This is a genomic window from Marinobacter sp. 3-2 (assembly GCF_003751355.1).
GTDB lineage: Bacteria > Pseudomonadota > Gammaproteobacteria > Pseudomonadales > Oleiphilaceae > Marinobacter > Marinobacter adhaerens.
Genome location: NZ_RJUQ01000015.1, coordinates 269295 through 290939 on the forward strand (window position 1 = coordinate 269295; position 21645 = coordinate 290939).

Sequence of the window (21645 nt, forward strand, 5' to 3'; positions counted from 1 at the left end):
GGAAAGGAGACCTCATTGAACAACGCGCTGAAGAAACGAATTATCAATAGCCTCGAATTGCTGCCCTTTGGGCACGACCTCTACCTGCAACTGGCGCGGAAGCGACTCGGCATTACTTACAGGGGCGTATTCGATTCCTTTGAAAAGGCCCAAAACCAGTCGATTGACAGTCTTTCCAATGAATATGACGTTATAAACCAGAAAAAAGGAGAACACCTTGAAGAAGAAATCCCTCTCATCGACAAGAGAGTGCTGGATATCGATTACCCTCTTCTATTCTGGCTTTCACGGCTGATCAAACCTTCCGACCAGATTCTCGAGTTGGGTGGCAGCATTGGCCAGGGATTTTACAGCTTCGAAAACTACTTCCCTTACCCCGAAGGAATAGGCTGGACGATTGCCGAACTCCAAGCGGCCGTTGAAGCCGGCCAAAAAATGGCAAGGCAAAGACACGAAGACCGATTGGAATTTATCGTTAGTGAGAAACTTCACGAGGCGAAAAGGGCGGATATCTTTGTGACCGCCGGCACTCTCCAATACATGAATTCATCAATCTCCCAGCTCTTAGAGCAGTTGGCCGAGCCACCGAAGCACGTCCTGATACACAACCTCCCTGCCCACCCCTCCAAGGACTTCTGGACACTGCAATACCTGGGCGTTTGTGAGGTGCCGTATCATGTTCACTCACTGGCGGACCTGATTCCATCAATCGAAAAAGCCGGGTACTCGTTGGTAGACCAATGGAAGAATAAACGACTACTCGAGATTCCCTACCACCCAAACAACAAGGTCGAGGCCTACTTCGGCTTTTACTTTCGTAAGCAAACCTAGCCAACTCGAGATTCAATCGATGAGCGGACCACTCAACGCCCTCTTGGATCAAGATATGCCGGCCGACATCGTGCTCAAATCGGGCATTATAAAGGCCCAGCCCGAGTCAATGTTTCAAGTTGAAGAAACCCACATTGCCGGATCGGTGGAAAAAAGAAGGCGTGAATTCAGGGCTGGCCGGTCATTAGCCAGAGAGGCGCTTGGTAAACTTGGTATTGAGGCTTGCGCTATTCCGATGGGGCCAAACAGGGAACCGATATGGCCAGCAATGATTACAGGCAGCATCAGCCATTGCAGCTCCATCGGTGTTGTTGCTCTTGGTCGGCGAAGTGTCTACGAAGGCATCGGTGTCGACATTGAGCTGGATAAACCTCTGCCACAGGATATTCCGGAACTGGTCTACACCAAACACGAGCGCAATTCCACACAAGGCAGTAGTGGTATACAAAATCACGACACCCTGACCTTCAGTGCAAAAGAAACCGTTTTCAAGTGCCTCTTCCCGCTTCTGGGCTTCTACTTCGACTTTAAAGAAGTGACCCTGGGTTTTAATACGGCCGAAAGAAAATTCACTGCCCACTTACCAGCAAGGATTGCCCAACAAATTGGCCGTAGCCAACTCGTTGGTCACTACTGGATTACTGAGGGCTACATTCTGACTCTTGCCTATCTGAAAGCATCTGAGCATCAAGAATAATCCCCGTGTTACGAACGATAATCTTCCGCCAACTCAAAGCACTGTTTTCATTTTACGAGGCTTGATCCGGTTGAAGCACCGACTACTATAATTGGTAGGGTTTAGAGGAACTAAAAAGTATGGACACAGCAAAGACAATACCCGTTGCCGATAACGACGGTGGGACCCCTGCTACTGATCGGACAGTCCAATCCAGCGGCACCTGCAGGATCTGGGTAGAGAACGAGTCGGAATTTTCGGCAGACAACATCTCGCTCATCAGCCATAACTTTCAACACCACCCCCTACTCCAACTAGATCAGCTTGAAGCTCTGGCGCATAGACTTTTACCGCAGAAGCAATGCCGCTTTATCAATCCCGGCGCCAAGCAGAATTCCGATTTCATCCATCACGCTGAAAGCCCGGATGGTCGGGATCTCTCGGATGTTTTCCGTACTATTTCCCAACCAGGTTCCTGGGTCGCTCTTTACAACGCAGAAGCAGACCCGAAATATGCGGGCCTGGTAAGAGAAGCCCTATCCTCTGTGGAGCATCTGGTTGACCGGACCCAGCCAGGCATATTCAGCCCCCAGGCCTTTATTTTTATATCGGCGCCCCCCTCAGTGACACCGTTTCACATCGACCGAGAAAACAACTTCTGGCTCCAGATTCACGGGCGAAAGATCATGAACGTGTGGGACTCCCACGACAGAAACATCATACCGGCGAGTACCGTAGAGAACTTCATCGTCGACAAATCGCTCCACGACGTCAATCTGCGCGACGAGTTCATGGACGCCCGGCACGAGTGGGATCTGGGCCCCGGGGAAGGCGTTTATTTCCCCAGCACTTCGCCGCACTCCACACGAACCGAGACCAGTTGGGTAACCGATCAAGATGGAGTTTCCGTCTCGATTGGTATCGTCTTTTACACAGAGAAAACTCGCAGGGATGCGTATATACACTCCTTCAACCGGTTGATCCGAAAGCTCGGAGTGGTTCCCAAATTTCCTGGAAGTTCAAGATTTGAAGCCCTGAAACTGCTCTTCGGAAGGGGAGTCGTAAGGATTAAGAAGCAGCTACGAGGTTACGAGCCCCCGACAGGCTTCTAGGATTGAAATGTTCGGCTGAAGGACTCATATAGCTCTAAACTAGCTGAGGGTAAAAGCCCGCTCAAAGTCTCGATAACTGTAACCTCAGTTACCCTGGGAGCAATGCTTTACTGAAGAGATAGAGGGACCTTAATGTTGGTTTAGCCTTGATTGACAGAGCCAGCTTCTCTCTGGCCAAAACCCTGTCTCTTCTGGAAAGCGCCTCTGATCCCCAGTCACAGTAGACTCTAGCGTTGGCAACGTTAACGGTATCGCGATGCCGCTGCAAAAACTCAGGACGTAATTCGCAGAATTCTTGGATTACTCGGATATTGTCCTCATAGGTTCTATCAACAAATCTGCCGCTAAGACTACCTCTGGAACGAACGACATAAAAAAGTACCTCAGGCACTCTCGCAACCGTTCCTCCATAGGCTGCCCTGAGCCAAAGATCTACATCCTCAGCGGTAGTTAGGTTTTCATTAAACCCGCCAACGGACTGAAAAATTCTGCGAGGAATAAGAACACCTGGTGTTCCGAAGTATGGGTTGGCAAAAACAGAGGGAAAGTCAATTAGTTCGCAGTTGGGGCATTCAGAGCCATTTTCCCTCAAAACCAAGTCGCTCCAATTCTCTGAGGAAACTTGCAAACTGTCGGTTACACAATAACGAACCTCCGGATTCTGACGGAACGCCTGAATTTGCTTTTTGAGCTTTTCTGGATGCCAAAAGTCGTCAGCGTCAAGAAACGCAATCAGATCACCAGTTGCAACCCTACTGCCGTGATTTCTTGCAGATGCGGCGCCTGCATTGGCCTGGTTCAAAAGACGGACCGGAAAGGGTTTCAGAGCCGCAACCAAATCATCGGTAGATCCATCATTGACGACCACGATTTCAAAGTTTCGATAAGTCTGGGACATTACAGATTTCAAAGCTCTGCCAATCGTGGTCGCAGCGTTGAAGGCCGGAATAATTACACTAACTTTTGGCGCGTCCATTTGCTTCTCATTTTACCCTTCGCAACTACCTAAGCGCAGTTTCCCGTGAACCATCCAAGGATTCCAGTCCCACAATGCCGACTTGGCCAGTCAAAACCAACACCCTCGGAAGGCTATAGTTTCATCCGAACGTTGACAAGCTTTTCAGCAACCAATTCATCAATGTGTCTTGAATCGCTTGCGGTTGTTATACCCGGCAGTTTCTACGACAATTTCGTGGTAAACTTTTCACTTGGACGGGGCCACCATTTTTTGTGCGCAGGCACCTTGGTCTTCCACTGGATTGGTCCGAAACAGAACTTTTGATGTCAGACAAATACATCCAGTGTCGCAGCCTTGATAGCCTGCGCCCCCAACCCAATGTTCGCGTAAGATAATTCGAGACGTAATTTGGCGCTATGCAATATAGAGAGCCGCAAAACTGACAACAGAAGCGAACAAACGCTAAAATTCCAAAGGAAGGAAGCAGGTAAATTTTGATGGCACAGTCCATTCTAGTCATGTTCCACTGCAACCAGCACACTGGCTACGCAATCGGTTCACTGGAGAAAGCTTTCAAACAAGCAGCAATCCAAGCCGGCTTTGAAGAAGGGAACATTCTTTGGTCGTACCGGAAAGTTTTTTCATCAGAAGAAAACGTTTTCTCTATAAACTACTTTTGCCCCCGTGACACAGTAAAGCTAAAAGAAGTACTGAAAGCTCACGATGTTGGTACTATCCTCGCGTTTGATTTACCACACCCTTCACCGATTATCCGTACTGCACGCAAAATGGGAGTTTCCAATGTAGTCGCGTATTGGGGTGCAAGCATGAGTTCAATTTATAAAGGGCTTAAACTGTTTATCAGGCGTTGCCAATGGATTCTCCAGGCCGGCGCTGCGCCCGACTTTTTCATCTTCGAGTCGGATGCCATGCTAAGGACAGCAACGCATGGACGCGGAATTCCCTCTCGCCGGACGCGCGTAATACCGCTAGGCGTAGATACGAACATCTTTTTCCCAGCTGCCGAAGAAAGATACGCTCAAAAAATATTCTCTATCCCGATCAACCGAAAGATCATTATCTATTCTGGTCATATGGAGGAAAGAAAGGGCATTCGAGTCCTAATGAACGCTATGCTCGAATTAGAGCGTCGACAACGACTAGAACCTGTTCATCTCCTTATTTGTGGTAACAAAGACCAGCAAAGCAATATTTACGAAGACATGCTTATCAATAGCCAGGCAAAAAAACACGTTACCTTTGCAGGCTATCGAACCGACGTGCCCCAGTTAATGCGCTCAGCCTACTTGGGTACCATTGCCTCAACTGGCTGGGACTCCTTTACCATGTCAAGTGTGGAAATGCTGTCCTCAGGGCTACCATTAATAGTCTCAGAATTACAGGGCCTTAAGGAAACCATCGAAAACGGTGTTTGCGGTTTTTACATTGCACCAGGCGACTATCACGCTTTGGCATCCCTTTGGCTGAAATACATTGACGATATTGAGTTGCGAGAACAACACGCGAAGGCCGCTCGAAAGAGAGCTGAAAAGCTTTATTCCATTGATGCTCAGGTCACCCGAATTGCACAAACGCTAGCATCGAAGCCAATTTCCCCGAACGAAATATACAGAGACAGAAAACTCGAGGAATATTAATGAATTTAATTCGGTCCCTGCTCGCTCTAATTGGAAAAGAGAATCAAGTAAAGCTTATTTTTTTGCAGATTCTGTTTTTGATTGCCGCCGTGTTACAGGTCGTGGGGATCGCCTCAATCGCCCCATTTATAACCATGATTAGTGATCTCAGCGCGATCAACAACAACAAAATATTAGCCTTTCTTTATGGTTCTTATGCGTTCGTCTCGAAAACCCAGTTTATGGTCGTGTACGCAACTTCAGTAGTCGTTCTTCTTTTGATTGGTAATGCAGTTTCTTCCTATGCGCTTTGGAGACTCTTTAAGACATCAATGGCGTTGGGTGCGCATGTTCAGAGAACTGTCTACAACAGCTACCTTGAAAATGATTTTACATTCTTTGCAATGAATAATAGCAGCCGGCTAATTTCAAAGGTAACGCAGGAAATCCCAAGGATGGTCTACATGGTCATTCAGCCAATTCTGACCATGATATCTCAAATTTTTATAGCCGTTTTAATTGTAGCCGCCCTTCTCTTTGTTGATATCCAGATCGCCATTATTGCTACAATAATTGTCGGCTCAGTCTATTTGTTAATATTTCGTATAATACGAACTCAAGTCGTACAACAAGGTCGGATGATTACGAGCCTCAACCGCCAAAAACTCAGATTTCTTAACGAAAGCATTGCGGGTATCAAGGAGGTTAAGCTAAAAGGAAATGAAAGTTACTACAAGAAAAAAATAGACGAAATCACTCGCTCCGGCCTTTCAGCATCAGCTTACGTCTCGCTTGCGGGCGACCTACCAAAGTTTGTGGTTGAAACAGTGGTGTTCTCAGCCATTCTTGGCCTATCTATCTACATAATCCTCATTTCGGGAACCGCTGGTGAAGCATTGAGTATCATCAGCCTTTATGCGATTGCCGGATATAAACTACTCCCAGCCGCCCAACAAATATACAAAGCTTTTTCTCAAATTAAGGCAAATGCATCGGTTGTTACAGATATTTACGACGAGATCGAAAGAAGCCGAGCATACAATAACCGACTGAAATCCCTTGGTGATGAAGCGATACCAGATGGTGATGTGTTCTTTGATGATGTGAGTTTCTCCTATCCTGGCAGCAAAATTCCCGCCCTCGATGGTTGCAGTTTCGGTATTAAGCGAAACAGTATTACAGCCTTCGTGGGGCCATCCGGCGCCGGAAAAAGTACGGCGGTCGATATACTGCTTGGACTAATCATCCCAGACCGGGGTGCTGTCAAGATCGGCGACGACCTTCTGGACAAACGAAACATAAAATCCTGGCGCCAGAAAATCGGTTACGTTGCGCAGGATATCTTTATTCTTGACGCCTCTTTCCGGGAGAATATCGCTTTCGGTGTGCCACCGGAGGAGATTGATGATGAACGGCTTATCCGCGCGGCCAAGCTTGCAGACATACACCATTTTATCAGTCAGTGTGACGGCCAGTACGACTTCAGGTTGGGCGAAAGAGGCGCTCGACTTAGCGGAGGGCAAAAGCAACGGATAGGCATCGCAAGAGCACTTTACAAAAACCCATCTATCTTGATCTTTGACGAAGCTACGAGTGCGCTCGATAACGTCACAGAGCGGAATATCATGAGAGACATCGTAAATCTGGCCAAAACTCACACTGTCGTAATGATTGCACATCGCTTGACAACAGTTGAACGCGCGCAGAGCATCCTTGTTTTCAACGAAGGAAAAGTCGAGTCCGAAGGTAGCTATGAAGACTTGGCCCAGCATTCGACTACTTTCAGGCATCTCATTAACGCGGATCCTGCTGAAGAAAACACAGCCAATGACAGGGTTCATCATTCTGGCGAGTTAGGTTAGTCCTGTTAAATGAATGCGATATTGAAAAAAAGTGTGAACCGTCTTTTCAGGTCAATTGGATTGGAAATACGATCTGTCGAACGGAACGATGAAGTCCCGAGAGTTTTCGAGAGCCCTACAGAAGCCTTGTTGTTTCAACAAGGAGGCAAACCATCGCTTTTTTATTGTCCGATCGAAAAGGTAACTCACGTCACGGGCCTCGGGTTATCTAAGAGGGACTGGAATCCATTCGTCGAAACCATAGCTCAATTCGAATCGGATAATCGTCTGAAATATTATGAAAGCCCGCTAAAGCATTTCTATAACAAATGCCAACCGAAGAATGCAGGAGAAGCTGTTTTTGGATTTAACCAACTACCGCGAGAATTTAAAGCATTGCCGCCCTATATGATTTTTCTACTTCCGTGGCTTTCTCTTACCGAAGAAGAGGTTACTCAAGATACTCTCTGGTGGAACCAAAAAGACAATGCCGAACATGGGCGCCCAGATTTAAGTTATCCCAAGGACGGCTGGGCTTTTTTCGGACCAGTTTCAGAAGCTAAAGGAGAGCTAGAGTTTCGGAGAACGATTTCTCTACACCAATCAATTAAACTCAACGGTTACGACTCGTCAAAAGGAGGTATTGGTGTAACTTTGCTGAGACGTGGCCATGACTTCCGATATTTGCTTGGGGGCGGTGGTTACCACCGGGCAATTTCACTAAAAGCAGCAGATTATGAGTCTATGATCGCCAGGTTTCACCGGCTCTCAATCGTTGATACAGAGGATGTAGAACTTTGGCCAAATGTCAGAAATGGTCTCTGGACCACCTCTCAGGCATTAGCTTATGTGGATCACCTCTTCGATTTCCATTCGAAAAACTGGGCAATCGACAACGGATTGTGCGAGAAATCTTACTAAAGCCTAAAAAGTTCCCTTGCCATGGTTGATACATCACCGTCTCTCACATCCTCATGAGTCGGTAAGGTTAGCAAGCGTGCTGCAAAATCTTTTGCCACAGGACATTCTGACTCTGGGAGGATTTCATCTATGCCATCAATTTCCTCCAAAGAATGTTCATAAAAGGCACTCGCGCCAATTCCCGCACCGTTTAATCTTTCAAGGGCTCTGTCACGAATTAGCCGGTCTGGCGCAAGAAGTGGATATCGAAGCAAGGCCTGATCCATCCCGCTATCATTAACAAGATGTTTGGCCAATAAGGTCCATCCGCGGGACTCCAACTCCTCAAGCTTCTGGTTATATAAAAAAGTGAGGGGTGCACGGAGATTGAAATCCCCAATACCAGAGGACAGAAGGCAGCTGGGTATTTCGAGCCTGAAAATCTCATCCAGAGTATGGAAACGTGTCTCCCCAATCGCAAATTGCGGTATGCGCTCAATAATGGCGAACGGGATCCGGCTCATGAGAAAATTGAACAGAATCCTCATGGATCGCCACGCCAGCCCTAATTTTTGGTTCTTCAATGGATACTGCGAAAGCGTAGAAGCTACGTTCCCCAAATTGGCATTCGAGGCCAATAAAGCGCCACCACCCATAAGGTTTATGGGCTTTCCTCTGCCAAAGCTCAACACAACTAAATCGGCCCATCCTTGTACTGAACTTGCCGGCGGAAAACATTGCGCTGAATCTTCAATCAACGTCAGATTGCTCTCAACGCAAATCTCAGCTAGCCGTTCCAAGCGCTCTGGAATACCAAGAAAGCCCACACCAACCACTGCGACGGTTGATTCGGTTAGCGCACTTTTAACACCCACAGCGCTCATGAAAGGCCGGCCTGGCTCCAAATCAACTAAAACAGGCTTTGCACTCTGAGCAACGGTCGCTGCAATCAGATCAGGGCAGCCATAGGCGGGAAGAATTACTTCTGGTGCTGTTACATCAGGCTTCCTGCCGATTGAAATGGCGACCGCAGCCGAAAGAGCCTCAGTGCCTGAACCCATGAGATAAGTTTGGTAAAGAGTCTGCCAAGGCAGCTCTAATTCTCCAGGAAACTCCGGCTTCGGAACGCGACTACCAACTGGACGTAGCTTCCCTAACATAAAGGCTCGATTCACAAATCAACGTTTTGAAGGCGCCCACACCGTCATCCGCTTTCCACCCAGGAAAGCCACTGTTGCGTGAGCGATCGCAAAATTCACCTGAACAAAAAAGTAAGGAATCCTGACAAGAACATTTTTACGCAGCAATGGAAAAAAGTAGCCCGTTGCGACAACGCCATAGAACGCGAGTTGCATAATCAGAGCGAGTGCGTAGAACGCTCCTTTCTCAACCAAAGCGCACGAAAGCACAAAGAGAAGAATTTGGAACCACGGTACTGCCCATCGCATGAGCTTATGGCCGAACACCTGAAACGCAAAGCGGCCTAGTCTGATTGGGTTCAAAACTTCCGGGTGACGACTCAATGCAGTTAGCCCCCGTATGATTGTTCTTACCTTACGCTCATACTCTTTAGATGCATCTGCTACATCCCGGTAGTACCCAAGAACGTCAGGAGCCGTCACCGCAATCAATCCCTGACGAGCGCAATTTAAGGCTGTATTGAAATCGCTTGGAGAATAGATGTCCCAATCACCCTCACAAACCTCGCGACGTGCTGCAAAGAATGATCCGCTAAGCCCAACTAGCCCAGCGCGTTTAGATTCCAACCCCCTCAACCACATCTCATATCGAACATAGGCGCCCTCGCCAACGATCGAACCGTCACGACTAACAAACCGATCCTCACTGGATACAGCACCAACGGATGGATCCTCAAAATAAGCCACTAAACGATTGATCGCGTCTTCGGGAATAGATGTTGCGACATCGGAAAATACAAGAATATCCCCTGTCGCAACGTTAATGGCCTGCAACTGCGCATACTCTTTGCCTTTACGATCATCCGCACGTGCCAGTTTCACACCCTGCTTCTCATATTCCCGAACTATTTGATCGGTTTCGTCGCTCGAGGCATCAGAAGCAATGATGATTTCCAGATCCGCATAATCCAGGGCAAGACTATTTTCCAGCTTTTCTCTGATGCGGTTGGCCTCGTTGTGAGCAGTGATTATCAAAGACACAGTCGTAGCAGGCTGAGAGGCAGTCACGGCTTTCGAATGCTTTGGCCGTGTTGACATGGTGCTGAGAACCAGTGGATAGATGAAATAGCTGAACAGAACTCCAATGGTCGAAAACCAAAATAGAAAAACCAGCATTTCTCACAATCCTTGCGAACCACTGTGGATGACATCTCTACCCGCTACTGGCAGAATCCGTATGGCGTTAAACTATACATGGACGAACCGGCCAAAACCATTGGCTATTCCTTAGGAGATTCAACGCGTGGCATTACTGAGATCTCTCCTGAAATCCTTTGCTCTGACGCTCCTTGCTGGTTACGGTTGGCTTCGTATCCGTTTTGTAAACGAGCCTACCTTGCTGATTTTGACGTACCACAGGATTCTTCCTAGTGACGCTCCGGAGAGATCTTCTGAGCAGCCGGGAATGATTACCACACCAGAGTTACTGGATCAGCACATAGACCTGGTAAAGCGCCTAGGCGCTGAGCCAGTTCATCTCGACAACTGGATCGAGCGAAAAAACTCCAAGAAGAGCCTTCCCAGGCTTGCTGTGGCCTTTACTTTTGATGATGGCTGGAGAGACAACTTTCAATATGCCTATCCGAAGTTAGAAGCCCAGAGGGTCCCAGCAACGATTTTCCTCGTAACTCAGCTGATCGACACAGAGAGGACTTTTTGGCCCGAGCAGATTCTACGCCTGCTTACCTCCGAATCCGGCAAGATTGATGAGAGTGGGCATCAATGGCTAGCCCCATATCTGAAGGAAGGCAAGGAAAGCTCACTTCCGTTGCCGTTGGACAAAGCCGATGAAGTCATTTCCAGGCTGAAAGCCCTTCCTGATGAAACCATCTACAGTCTGCTGGACGAAACTGAAGTAGAATCACGCTCAAATCCGCACTCTACCCGCGATCGATCAATCCTCAGTAAACAAGAGGTGTTGAAGATGGCAGAGAGCGGTCTTGTGAAGTTCGGTGCCCACACGAGGAATCATTACCGGCTTAACCTTTTAAATGAGCAAACAACCCTTCATGCTGAGATTGTCGACTGTTTCGAAGATATGAAGACCTTCGGAAATTCGAGTATCCCCATTTTCTGTTATCCGAACGGTAATATTACAGCAAGGGGCGAAGAGTTGGTCAGGCAGACTTATGAGGCAGCCTGTACTACAAAAACTGGATGGAACCGCGCCTCGCTCACAGATCAATTCGAATTGCATCGCTTTAATCTGCACGATGGCAACAGCTTCAGCGCAATGCGTTTTCTTGCCACAATTGGCCGCGGGATACTATGAGTAGGGACCGCCCTGAGCCGATCACTGTAACCCACATCATATCCGGAGACCTGTGGGCAGGTGCGGAAGTTCAAGTCTACAACCTGTGCAAAGGGTTGCTCGCTTCCCATGAAGTAGTCCCAACCGCTGTAGTATTTAACGAGGGATTTCTAAGTGATCGGCTTCGTGCACTTGGCATGGAAGTAGATGTTGCTAGCGAGAAGGAACTCAGCGCTGTTCAGATCGTTTTCGCCATAGCACGCCATTGTAGAAAGCACGGATCACAGGTGGTCCACACACACGGATTTAAAGAGAATATTTTGGGAATACTCGGTAAAGACATTGCCGGCGTTCCCAGATCCGTGCGCACAGTTCACGGCAACCCAGAAACAAATTTTGCCCCCACACAGCTACATAAACGCATCACACACTATCTCGACACGTTACTAGGGCGATTACGACAAAGGCACGTAATTGCGGTGTCATCCCAGCTAGAGGAGCGACTACAGCCGCTCTTTCCAGGTAAGGTAAAAAAGATTTTTAATTTCGTCGATGTTGAGGCTATTCAACGCTCAAAAACTTTGAAAGCGGATACAGGCTCTCACCCATTCAAGTTGGGTATCGTAGGCCGACTGGTAGCGGTCAAGCGCGTAGATCTATTTCTGGAGACGGTTGCCCTTTTGAACAAGAAAGGCATTGACTGTACCGGGGTGATTATAGGGACGGGCCCATTGGAGCCAGCGCTGAAGAAGCTTGCCAAAGACTTGGAGATAGACCACTTGGTAGAGTTCAGAGGATTCAGAGACCCTGTGCACGATGAACTGCAGCAACTCGACGCACTGATAATGCCCTCCGATCACGAGGGGCTTCCAATGACACTTTTAGAAGCGCTCGCGCTGGAGATTCCAATCATCGCCCATGATACGGGCGGTATTCCTGAAATTTTGAAAGCCGGGGAATGTGGCTGGATCGTATGCGATCACTCTGCCAATGGATATGCTGAAAAAACTTTGGAAGTTACCCAGTGCTCCCTGAAAAAAAGATCTGAAAAATCTCAGAGAGGATTAGAACACGTTCGCACTTATTTCGGAATGAAAGAGAACATGCATCGATATCTGAATATCTACTGCACTACATCAAAAGAGCAAGGAAGCCTCTGAATAGCAACATGTGACTTCGGTTGCTTGTGTGTATTTCCTTCAATCTTGGCTCTATACGGCTCTGCGCAATCCTACGATTTACCAACCAGTCGCCTATCGCAATTCTTGCGACCGGCTGGATCATCACACGTCGAACTGAACCATTGTCGGTTCGCCAGTCCGTCGAGCCTACTACCTAGTCACCGACACTAAAATCAGCTGGTGGCATTGGCTTCGACATCTCACCAACCATTTCAGGTGGTGAATCATAAACCTTGAAATCATCAACATAGATCCGAGTCGCTTGTGAGAAGCCGGAGTTTGCCCAACCAAGGATGTACCCACCATTTATCTGCCCTTTATTATCTGGTTCCCAGAAAGGCCAATCTAAACCGTGAATCAATTCGTCGTTGACCCAAACTTCAGCTCTTCCATCGCTACGAACACCATCGGACCCAGCTTTGTAATGTATTAATACTTTCGTCCATCTACCCAATTGGATCGCAAAATCCTCAGAATCACCTATGAAATTATTCGTAGACGAATCATTCACAGGCCAATTCGTGGATCCGTCAGGTTTTTGGGTAGTGGAAAGAAATCGACGCATTCCGGACGTGCCATTACCTTGGGCAGCAGACTCAACCGTTAGTAGTTGCTTGGGTGAGCCATTGTAGTTAAGCTGGAAAAACTTATTATTGGACGGGCCCGACTGTGTCCTATGCAAATAGTTATCGGGATAATAAATCCAATATTCCACCCAAACCTGGGACATCGGGCTTCCAAATCGAAAACCCAGTTCACGCCAAGAATCTTCTCCTTCAGCGTCGGGCCCATAGACAAATTGGGCTGAGAAAGTACCAGTTCGAGAAACCGCATCAGAAATGTTCACACTTGATGGGCTCCATCTAAAGCTGGCCCCATTCGACATTGATCTCTGCTCAAACCCACCAGATTCGAAGCTCTCTTCTACAAGAGTAGCAGCGTGCAATGCTTCTCCGAATAGAAAGAGGCCGATAAGTAAGGCTGATTTTCTTTTCATTTCGGTCACCAAAATGATTCTATCTATGAATTAATCCTTATCTACCGCTTTCGCCCGCATCCTTACTCAGCAAAGACTTCGGCTTTAATGTCTGATTGGCCCAAGGAAAAAGATAGTCTTCCCAGATAAAAGTTCTAGACCACTGACGTGCTATTTTCCTATTCGAAAAATAGCTAAGCACCCGCTCTCTTAGAACACTCCTCCAGAAATCAACTATTCTCCTTAAAGCATAGACTACTCTAATTACGTAGCGATTTTGGTGATGAAGTCGCAAAAACCCGAGGTACTCTCTCATTAACTCAGAACTCAGGGGACAAAGAAGAAGCTCATCGATTGTTGTTGCGCTCTTCTTCTGACCAAAAAGAGCTCTGCTCACCCCGGCCTCCTCGGCGATTCTTCTTGGGATTGGCCGGTCATAATCCCCCCCGACCGACCAGGGCTTCATCTCCGCATGTTCGCTAATCTTTTTTATATCCAGCAGGTTCCTTATACCCCAGAAAGGAACCGGGCAATGAATAACCCCCTTTAACAGACGGTGCTCACAAAATCCTAGGCCAGTTGAATCCTTTCGCTTTAACCAATCATCTGGCGCGGTTCCGCCACTTCTGGACCAGACCATGTCACCATTAAACCCTGTAAATACTACTGAGGGGCCGGGTGGATAATCAAATAAAGAAAAATTCATATCCTGAAGTGTTCCGTTTGCAGCCCAGTACCAGAGCTCGTCACGAAACTTCTTTCTTCCGCTCAGGTATTCCTCGCATTCCATGTTAAGTTGGCTGGCAATTGCGGAGCCCGAATCCACTCGAGGGAAGATGCTTCTTGCAGAGGTAATCGTAACCGCTTTTCTCGCTCCTGCAGCTTTTGCCATTATTGAAGCTACGGGGCTGTCGTAACCTTTTGAAATAGTGCTAAATACGGAGACCGGGCGGTCTCTCGCCGCATCTTGGGCATTTCGACCGATGCTCTCTGCGGTTTGTGCGAGAAAAGAAGAATAGCTCTGAAAATCCGGAAACGGTCCGGTGTGACTTGGTTTAGAGCCTACAGTAAGTATTCCATTCTCGAGCTCAAGATTCTCGAAATAATGAACACGTAACTCCCCTCTGCTCACCGGATAAATCTTCTGGTAACCAGTGCCCTTCACTATCGTCTGGACAGCCTTGGCGTAATTACTGTTGTCACACACCAAATCGATATCTGCAATGCACAGAAGGCAGGGTAACGAGTTTGAGACTGTTATAACGCCGGCATCTTGATGCGACCAGATTCGGTCAACGGTGGAACAGGAACTTGCGAACCGAACCTTCTCCCCAACAAGGCGCAAGCCGCTTCCATAAAACAGTTCGGATTCATCGAAGCCCAAGTCTTGGAAATTCCCCGGCCAAACACCCTCAACGACAAAATGAAGATCAGCTTCGGTAAGGTCACCACACCACACGTCCAAAACGCCGGTTGCCTGAGGATGGTACTTCGCAACCCAAGCTAAGGCTGGAAGATGAAAGCCCGACGTCTCTTTGAAATTAAGGTTCATGTGGATCAACTTCCCCTGTTGTACTCACCACTTCTACCAGACTAGCTCAGAGCGCTCAGATTTAAAACGTACTTTGTCGAAACATCGCATTCTTCCCCGCCAGAACTCCGAGATTTTTATAATGTTATTCAGGAGTGCCTAAATTGTAGGGTTCTCAACTGGTAGTCCAGCGTAATCGCCTTGGAAATCATATCGAAAAGCGGATACATGTTCGAAGCACCCTCGGGCCTTGCAGCTTCTGCTATTTTATCGATATTCCATATCTCATCCGTCAACAACGGAGAAAGGGTTCTTACCCAACCGTCATCAACAACCCCACGAAAATCGTTCCAGCCAAAACTGCGATTCCCATATCTTGATACCTTACGGTAGATCGAACCACATAAAGGTTTGCTCTCTACTAGCTTTCGAGCTGCACGCGAAGCCTCCTGGATTAAAAGCGGTCTCCCTGCATCTGCCAGCGTAGCTGCCAAAGGGAAGTGAAGGAGTTCGGGGCTTAGTTTCTTGATTATCTCTCGATTAATCTTATTGTGCGCTCTTTGGGAGAAAGGCAAAGAGGAAGCGGCTGCGACCAGATCCCGATTCGTGAAAACATTCCGATAACCATGATTTCTCGCAGAATTGGTGAGTTGTCGATTTATATACTGCCCCCCTCGGTGCTCCGTGTAGAATCGTTCGAACATCCCCTGTGCGCTTTCCATTCCCTCTTCTTCGTAGGATTGGAACAAGCGGTCAAGCCGATCATTGGATTTATCCACAAGGTTTCTCGATTCAAGCTCTTCTGCCAGGAAATCTTGTATAAACCAAAACACCTTGTAGCCTGAAGCCCTCAGATACCCCAGTACCGTATGCCTATCATGCAGATTTAGCGCCCTGTCTAGCATTGGACCAACACCAAGCATATGCATTAAAAGCGACAAGTATTTTCTTTTCCCCGGGAGCGTATTCAACGTCCCATAATGTCCCCCCAAAACCTCTCCGAAGGTTCCGGCAGTCATGATAGATCGATGGTTGTTTGCGACTACGCCTGCATTGTTCCAGTGGGTGAACATCGCGGATTCATTTTTGTCGAGAAAAAGCTCGAACTGGCAGACATTAAAGTCAGACTGGGAAAAGTTGCGCTCAATCAAGGGAAGATGACATTCGGCGGCGATGTCACGAACAATAGCTATTTCTCGGCTTGCGAGATTTCCATGGGTATAAAGGTTTAGCTTTTCTCTACCTAACGCTGCAAGCAGTAGACGAGAATCCCATCCACCCGACATCATTAACTGCGTCGATTCAAAGCTCTTTGCCTCATCTCGAAGTATGTCGATAAACTCATCAATTGTTGCTGTTCGGCTGGCAACGTCCGGTGCCCAGAAATTTTTCAGGGGAAAGGTTCGAACCTCAGGCTTTTCCCCACGAAATGAAATTTGTACTCCATTATTGGCTCCTAGTCGTCGAACCCCCTTAAACAAGGAGTAAGGGGAGAAGATGTAGCCGAAACTGAGAAACTGATAGAACGAAACCCAATCAACATCGTGATCGGCGAACCTTCTTTGGGTATCGCTCGCCAGGGGTTCACCAATCTGGACGCCGTCATTGAGAAAAATCGGGAACGAGCCGTAACAGTCGTTGAAAATGTATAACTTACGATCAGCCTGAGAGACCGCGATTAGAACGCCTCGGAGACCCCATAACTCAGAGAAATCTCCAGAACGCAGCAAGTTCGCTACACGTTCGAAATTCGGGAGGGTGTTAAACTCACCGTACCAAAGAAAGATCCACTCTCCGAAGTCGAGCTGAGTCACTTTTTCTGTTTCGAAGCTCAGGTGCCAGTCAGAGCAAATCTCGATGTGTCCAAGATCGACATTAGTTCCCTGCCCGATTTCAGAGACTTCTGCTCTCTTCATGACAGAGAAAACGCCCATAGCTATCCCCTTATCTTAGGCACGCGTTTAAATATTCGATTCGAAGTATTGCCGTTTTTTCATTTCAATAGGCAATTGCTCAAGATAAATAATCCTGAAAAAAACATCATCGCGAAAATATTTTTTTAACTGATGATCGATATCCTTTTCAAACTGATAATTCCCTTCGCCTTCAATAAAAATATCGACTTTCCCCTTAAAATCCTGAACAGCTTTGTAATTAAGGAGGATGTTGCTTTCCAATGCGAGATTCTTGAAAACATAATAAAATGTTAACGCGGGATAAGTACCTTCTAAACCAATAACATTGGCTCCTTTTCGACCCACAATGCTTTGGATTAAAGGGTGCTTTCTGCCGCAAGTACACTCACCCTCGGCTAAAGTTACCATATCACCCAAGCGATACCGAATAATTGGAAACGAATGTGAGACCAAGTTCGTAACAAGCAGGTCGCCATCGCTATTTTCTTCAAGAATTATATTCTCAATATTTATATGAATACCACCTTCCGGGCACTCGAATGCGATCAAACCGGATTCCGCTGCACCATACTCGCTAGTGATTTTCCTGCCGAATGCCTCAACTGATTCAGTATGGTAGGCGTCCAATATCATCTCTGACGTGCCCTTAACCAATTTGAGAGGCAGCGGTCCAAGATTCAGCTCATTAATGCGCTTGGCCACCTCGTATACCATGCTTGAATACCCGGAAAGAAAGTTCGCATTGCTCAACTTACGACAAAAATCTTTTATTTCAACTTCAGAATACCTGAATAAACGGAATCGATTCTGGATAGCATCCAAGATGCGGATTTTTCTGGCCTGTGAGCGGCCAATGTTGTACCCCCACAAGTATCCGTTTTGGTCCCAAGGTTTCACACCATACCAATCGTACGATCTCATCAGAGCGGCCCGATTCATCGAGTCCCACCGCTCGTTACGATAAAAAGCCAACGCTTCGCCAGATGTGCCTGACGTCTCAGCCAGACTAAGCTTTTCCGCCAAGCTGGTTGCGTGGATAGCAGAATTCTCTCGAATGAGAGTGGCTTTGTTGATTTCGGGCAGAGCTCTCAGTTCTGCGACATCGGACAACCCAGATGGTTTAAACCCAACCTTATTGAAGCATTCTTTATAAAACGGAGAGTACTTCCCGGCAAATGTTAGGAATTTCGATGCGTTTTCGAGCTGAATTTCTTCTAGTTTCTGTCGAGAAAGCCACTCTGTAGACTTTAAATAATCGTATTGATCAAACAGGGTAGGATTTCTAAGCTTTGCACCGGTTTCAAAAACGACTCGAGCAAGAGTTGAGTTCATTGAGCTTTCCTCTGCTCTGCCTGGAAACGGAAGTCCAACTGATCAAGGGCATCTGAGTAAACCTTACCGATTCCCGTATAACTGTACTTTTTCCGAATCAGCTCAGGGCCAGCCTTTCTCAAATTATCCTGCTGCTCCGGATTCATTAGAAGTGCCTGAATTGAATCAACATAATCCTGCGGCTTGTGAGCAAAAGTAACATTAACACCGTTTTGAACGTTTATCCCCTTACATGCGAAGGGGTCGGCAATTATGCAACAACCGGTGGCCAGTGCGTCTAAAATCTTGAGCTTTGTTCCTCCGCCTGTTCGGATGGGACAAAGGTAGAACTGCGAACTCCACAGGTAATCACGCACGTCGTCGACAAAACCGTGGACGTTAAAAAACTCATCTGCCTCAGCTAGGTGTAACATTTCATCCGTCGGACCTCGACCTACGATGTCAACTTTCACACCCGGAACCTGAGACTTAAGAAGTGGCCAGATCTCCCGGATAAAATATTCCACTGCTTCCCTATTCGGATACCATGACAGCCCCCCTACGATCACAATACTCCTTTCGATGGGCGTGATAGAGGTGTGCGGGTAAAAGTAAGAGGTATCGACGCCGTTTGGGACGGTTAGATAGCTACCCTTGCCGATTTTCATCTGCATAGCTTCCGCGTCATCGTCGGAACATGTCAAATTCAACTCCACAAGTCGGCACCACTTAATTTCACTTTTCAGCAGGCGAGCCGCTTCGAACCTATAATACAAACGCTTAAAACGGCTTGTTTCCTTACTGGAGCGGGAATTGAGCATTTCCGACTCGAAATTATGATGATTCAGCACAATGGGTATACCGCGAAATATATCTGCATAAACACAAAGACTGATTGTATCGATATGCACCGCATCGAAGCGTTTCTCTGACAATAGCTTTCGTAACGCTTTCCTCGCCACACCCGATTTCAACCACTCCATGTTGTAAGAGCTATTTTGCATAACGGCTTTCAGTGCAGTCAGGTAGCGCCCCCCGGGAATGGAATCCTCCGGTATATCCATTACTAGGACCTCACTAACATGCTTGAGCAGTTCATCTTTTGCATGCGCAAGGGGAAATTCTACCTCTGGGAGACTTGCTTTCAGCAAGGCCTCCTGATTAAACGCAACTAAAGTAATATTATGATATTTTCCGACCTCTCGAACCATGTTATAGGTTCGCTGTAGCACTCCTCCCTTAGGGGGGTAAGGAATCAAATGCGAGAGCCAAAGGATATTCATACTCTTCCCTGCATATATTTTTTACTTCCATGAAAGCTGTTATTTAAGGCGACAATAAGCGCCAGGTGAATCCATAAAAACGGGTAATAAGTGACTGTCACAAATTGCCCAGCTATTACAAACCCAAGTAAAGAAAGATTCGCACAAGACCCAATAAGTCGCTGCTTATCCTCGCATCCACTCGCCTTAAATTGTCTACCTAGACGCCGACCAACGAACAACAAGCTCAAAAATACGATGAGCCCTAGTAATCCGGAATCCGTTCCAACCTGGATAAATATGTTATGTGGCAACTGCGCTCTTTCCACTAGCAAGTCTTCAGGAAAATAACGCTGAAAGTACGGTGCAAAATTGAAGTAGCCAACACCCAGCACGGGGTTGTCCTTGATCATCTCAACACCGTTCTCCCAATAGAGCAAACGCTGCTTGGAGGTTCCATCCTGCCCCATGGTATCAAAACGGTCTTTTTGTTCATCAGGGACAAAACTCCAGGTAAGAGTTAGAACCACAGCTATCGATAATAATATTTTAGGCTTGAAAATATGTCTATGATTCATCAGGAGCAACTGACACGCCAATGCAAGCTGTGCACCTCTTGAGCTTGCTCCCAAGATAACCATGATTCCCGTAATTGGCATTAGCAATAGCACAAGGTACAACCGTCTGGAAATGTACGGCTTCAATGAATTCGCAAAAGCCCAGGCAATTGGCCAATAGACAAGCATCTGTATGGCAAGCTCACCTGAGTTTTGAAAAAAACCCGGAGGGCCCATTAATCCCCAGTCAGCGAATGAAAACCCCCTTTTAGCCCAGGTAATAGACAGTGACAGAGAAAGCTTAAAAGAGGAGATCAAAAATATAGATATAAATATAAGGAATCTACGCCGAGTATTTACAATATTTATTATAATGAAATATATTATAATCCAAAGATAATACCGATCCAGCATTTTAAAAGAAACGTCAGGAAAATATGCAAGGAAACTGGAGCAGATTATTACAAGAAGAAATGCAATCAATAAAAAATTTACAGGGGATGAAACCCAACGGACGGTCTTGTCGGTAAAACAACCAAGAATTGCGCCAATTACTGCAAGCTGTGTCCACGGCAATATATCGATTGCAGGATATATTGATTGTGGCCTGACATACTCAAGGAAGAGATAAGCACAAACCATCCAGAAAGCAAAGCTTTCACCTTTAAAATGATGCCAAACTGAGCCTATCTTTAAGCTGTAAAAATCTTCATCCCTGACAGACTCTCCTTTCCTAACCACAAATCCCCCTGACGGCTTCTACCACCCTGCACTCACACCGGTAGAAAAAAGGATCACAGCAATTATAAGGATCATGTATATAGGGATTCGGATTAATACAATAGTTTCCAGCAAGCACAACAGATTGATTACGTTCGAAATGCTCATAAAAGAGTTTAAGATGAGAAGGTTCCATTACAACAATGAAATCTGAATCATAAAATTCAAAGTTAACAATGTTGCGAGTCTTATGCCTGTGTAGGGAAAGGCCAAGAGATTCAGCGAACTGAATTGCCCGGTTATCAGCTGGAAAACCATCAGCGCAACCAAAACCACAGGAAGCTGCTTCGCGGCCGAGGCTTTTTGCATAGGCTTCAGCAACAGGGCTTCGGCAAATGTTTCCGTTGCAAATGAAAACGAGACGCCTATTCTTGTCTGGCTGCCCAAGAGTATGCTTTCGGAAGCTACCGATCTTAGCCAATAGCCAGTACTTCAGATAACGAACGAAACCGATTCGAGAACCAAATCGCTCATATACCAATCGGTCCAACCTCAAACCTCCTTTTCCGGGTAATCGTCAATCTGGACACGCTTGCGATCCGCACTGCCGTAGATTCACATTTTTGAGTGCTTTTGTCGCGAATCGCTCTCGTATTTCGCACCGATTTTACCATGAGTGGGTTATAAATCCTTGTAGTAGCCCCCATTTAAACCGGACACCTTGGTAGAAGCAAAGGCCTAGGCATAGACCTAGTGCAAAGGAGTGTCCAAGGTGGAGAGAATCGA

Annotated in this window: 18 protein-coding genes; 8 read left to right on the forward strand and 10 right to left on the reverse strand. The window is 46.9% G+C overall.

What is annotated here, in order from left to right; all coding sequences use genetic code 11:
- Positions 1 to 15 precede the first annotated feature (15 nt).
- The 3 genes from EDB94_RS15360 (at position 16) to EDB94_RS15370 (ending at position 2619) form a co-directional block, all read left to right on the forward strand.
- Entirely contained in the window at positions 16 to 831 is an 816-nt protein-coding gene (locus EDB94_RS15360) for a methyltransferase, TIGR04325 family (RefSeq protein WP_181259049.1), read from the forward strand.
- 19 nt (positions 832 to 850) lie between these two features.
- Positions 851 to 1528, forward strand: coding sequence for a 4'-phosphopantetheinyl transferase (locus EDB94_RS15365; RefSeq protein WP_108018703.1), 678 nt, complete (start codon positions 851 to 853; stop codon positions 1526 to 1528).
- A gap of 119 nt (positions 1529 to 1647) precedes the next feature.
- Positions 1648 to 2619 (forward strand): JmjC domain-containing protein, encoded by a 972-nt coding sequence (locus EDB94_RS15370; protein WP_108018704.1) that lies wholly within the window; start codon positions 1648 to 1650, stop codon positions 2617 to 2619.
- Between the two features lie 88 nt (positions 2620 to 2707).
- Here EDB94_RS15370 and EDB94_RS15375 read toward each other — a convergent pair whose 3' ends face one another.
- Positions 2708 to 3595 carry a glycosyltransferase family A protein gene (locus EDB94_RS15375; RefSeq protein ID WP_108018705.1) on the reverse strand — a complete coding sequence of 296 codons (888 nt, stop codon included), beginning with the start codon at positions 3593 to 3595 and terminating at the stop codon, positions 2708 to 2710.
- A gap of 479 nt (positions 3596 to 4074) precedes the next feature.
- Between EDB94_RS15375 and EDB94_RS15380 the strand changes: the two genes are divergently transcribed.
- Genes EDB94_RS15380 through EDB94_RS15390 form a run of 3 tightly spaced genes read left to right on the forward strand, consistent with a single transcriptional unit; the run spans position 4075 to position 7976 of the window.
- Complete coding sequence (locus EDB94_RS15380) at positions 4075 to 5235, forward strand: glycosyltransferase family 4 protein (RefSeq protein WP_108018706.1); 1161 nt, start codon at positions 4075 to 4077, stop codon at positions 5233 to 5235.
- A complete protein-coding gene (locus EDB94_RS15385) occupies positions 5235 to 7076 on the forward strand; it encodes an ABC transporter ATP-binding protein (RefSeq protein ID WP_108018707.1) in 1842 nt (613 codons plus the stop codon). Before EDB94_RS15380 ends, EDB94_RS15385 begins: the two co-directional genes overlap by 1 nt.
- A 9-nt stretch (positions 7077 to 7085) precedes the next feature.
- On the forward strand, positions 7086 to 7976 hold the full coding sequence (locus tag EDB94_RS15390; RefSeq protein ID WP_108018708.1) for a hypothetical protein: 891 nt from the start codon (positions 7086 to 7088) through the stop codon (positions 7974 to 7976).
- Here the strand turns inward: EDB94_RS15390 and EDB94_RS15395 are convergent.
- Positions 7973 to 9115 (reverse strand): DegT/DnrJ/EryC1/StrS family aminotransferase, encoded by a 1143-nt coding sequence (locus tag EDB94_RS15395; RefSeq protein ID WP_108018709.1) that lies wholly within the window; start codon positions 9113 to 9115, stop codon positions 7973 to 7975. The genes EDB94_RS15390 and EDB94_RS15395 overlap by 4 nt on opposite strands.
- An 18-nt stretch (positions 9116 to 9133) precedes the next feature.
- Positions 9134 to 10270 carry a glycosyltransferase family 2 protein gene (locus EDB94_RS15400; protein ID WP_108018710.1) on the reverse strand — a complete coding sequence of 379 codons (1137 nt, stop codon included), beginning with the start codon at positions 10268 to 10270 and terminating at the stop codon, positions 9134 to 9136.
- 127 nt (positions 10271 to 10397) lie between these two features.
- Here EDB94_RS15400 and EDB94_RS15405 point away from each other — a divergent pair, with 127 nt between their 5' ends.
- Positions 10398 to 11426: a polysaccharide deacetylase family protein gene (locus EDB94_RS15405; RefSeq protein WP_260312609.1), complete on the forward strand. Its 1029-nt coding sequence runs from the start codon at positions 10398 to 10400 to the stop codon at positions 11424 to 11426.
- The gene (locus EDB94_RS15410; RefSeq protein ID WP_108018711.1) at positions 11423 to 12565 is read left to right on the forward strand and encodes a glycosyltransferase; all 1143 of its coding nucleotides are present in this window, start codon (positions 11423 to 11425) and stop codon (positions 12563 to 12565) included. Before EDB94_RS15405 ends, EDB94_RS15410 begins: the two co-directional genes overlap by 4 nt.
- A gap of 175 nt (positions 12566 to 12740) precedes the next feature.
- Here EDB94_RS15410 and EDB94_RS15415 read toward each other — a convergent pair whose 3' ends face one another.
- The 7 genes from EDB94_RS15415 to EDB94_RS15445 form a co-directional block, all read right to left on the reverse strand.
- The gene (locus EDB94_RS15415; protein ID WP_108018712.1) at positions 12741 to 13583 is read right to left on the reverse strand and encodes a hypothetical protein; all 843 of its coding nucleotides are present in this window, start codon (positions 13581 to 13583) and stop codon (positions 12741 to 12743) included.
- Positions 13584 to 13620: 37 nt separating this feature from the next.
- On the reverse strand, positions 13621 to 15114 hold the full coding sequence (locus EDB94_RS15420; protein ID WP_108018713.1) for a hypothetical protein: 1494 nt from the start codon (positions 15112 to 15114) through the stop codon (positions 13621 to 13623).
- 128 nt (positions 15115 to 15242) lie between these two features.
- Positions 15243 to 17027: a hypothetical protein gene (locus tag EDB94_RS15425; protein ID WP_108018714.1), complete on the reverse strand. Its 1785-nt coding sequence runs from the start codon at positions 17025 to 17027 to the stop codon at positions 15243 to 15245.
- 27 nt (positions 17028 to 17054) lie between these two features.
- The gene (locus EDB94_RS15430) at positions 17055 to 18341 is read right to left on the reverse strand and encodes a phenylacetate--CoA ligase family protein (RefSeq protein WP_108018715.1); all 1287 of its coding nucleotides are present in this window, start codon (positions 18339 to 18341) and stop codon (positions 17055 to 17057) included.
- Positions 18338 to 19603, reverse strand: a complete 1266-nt coding sequence (locus EDB94_RS15435) for a glycosyltransferase family 4 protein (protein WP_108018716.1) — start codon at positions 19601 to 19603, stop codon at positions 18338 to 18340. Before EDB94_RS15435 ends, EDB94_RS15430 begins: the two co-directional genes overlap by 4 nt.
- Positions 19600 to 20880, reverse strand: a complete 1281-nt coding sequence (locus tag EDB94_RS15440; protein WP_108018717.1) for an O-antigen ligase — start codon at positions 20878 to 20880, stop codon at positions 19600 to 19602. The genes EDB94_RS15435 and EDB94_RS15440 overlap by 4 nt, the downstream gene beginning before the upstream one ends.
- Entirely contained in the window at positions 20873 to 21409 is a 537-nt protein-coding gene (locus tag EDB94_RS15445; RefSeq protein WP_181259050.1) for a low molecular weight phosphatase family protein, read from the reverse strand. The genes EDB94_RS15440 and EDB94_RS15445 overlap by 8 nt, the downstream gene beginning before the upstream one ends.
- Positions 21410 to 21645 lie beyond the last annotated feature (236 nt).

Coding starts and splice junctions, on each gene's coding strand:
- EDB94_RS15365 (WP_108018703.1), top strand. CDS start 851: ATGAGCGGACCACTCAACGCCCTCTTGGATCAAGATATGCCGGCCGAC.
- EDB94_RS15370 (WP_108018704.1), top strand. CDS start 1,648: ATGGACACAGCAAAGACAATACCCGTTGCCGATAACGACGGTGGGACC.
- EDB94_RS15375 (WP_108018705.1), bottom strand. CDS start 3,595: ATGGACGCGCCAAAAGTTAGTGTAATTATTCCGGCCTTCAACGCTGCG.
- EDB94_RS15380 (WP_108018706.1), top strand. CDS start 4,075: ATGGCACAGTCCATTCTAGTCATGTTCCACTGCAACCAGCACACTGGC.
- EDB94_RS15385 (WP_108018707.1), top strand. CDS start 5,235: ATGAATTTAATTCGGTCCCTGCTCGCTCTAATTGGAAAAGAGAATCAA.
- EDB94_RS15390 (WP_108018708.1), top strand. CDS start 7,086: ATGAATGCGATATTGAAAAAAAGTGTGAACCGTCTTTTCAGGTCAATT.
- EDB94_RS15395 (WP_108018709.1), bottom strand. CDS start 9,115: ATGTTAGGGAAGCTACGTCCAGTTGGTAGTCGCGTTCCGAAGCCGGAG.
- EDB94_RS15400 (WP_108018710.1), bottom strand. CDS start 10,270: ATGCTGGTTTTTCTATTTTGGTTTTCGACCATTGGAGTTCTGTTCAGC.
- EDB94_RS15410 (WP_108018711.1), top strand. CDS start 11,423: ATGAGTAGGGACCGCCCTGAGCCGATCACTGTAACCCACATCATATCC.
- EDB94_RS15415 (WP_108018712.1), bottom strand. CDS start 13,583: ATGAAAAGAAAATCAGCCTTACTTATCGGCCTCTTTCTATTCGGAGAA.
- EDB94_RS15420 (WP_108018713.1), bottom strand. CDS start 15,114: ATGAACCTTAATTTCAAAGAGACGTCGGGCTTTCATCTTCCAGCCTTA.
- EDB94_RS15425 (WP_108018714.1), bottom strand. CDS start 17,027: ATGGGCGTTTTCTCTGTCATGAAGAGAGCAGAAGTCTCTGAAATCGGG.
- EDB94_RS15430 (WP_108018715.1), bottom strand. CDS start 18,341: ATGAACTCAACTCTTGCTCGAGTCGTTTTTGAAACCGGTGCAAAGCTT.
- EDB94_RS15435 (WP_108018716.1), bottom strand. CDS start 19,603: ATGAATATCCTTTGGCTCTCGCATTTGATTCCTTACCCCCCTAAGGGA.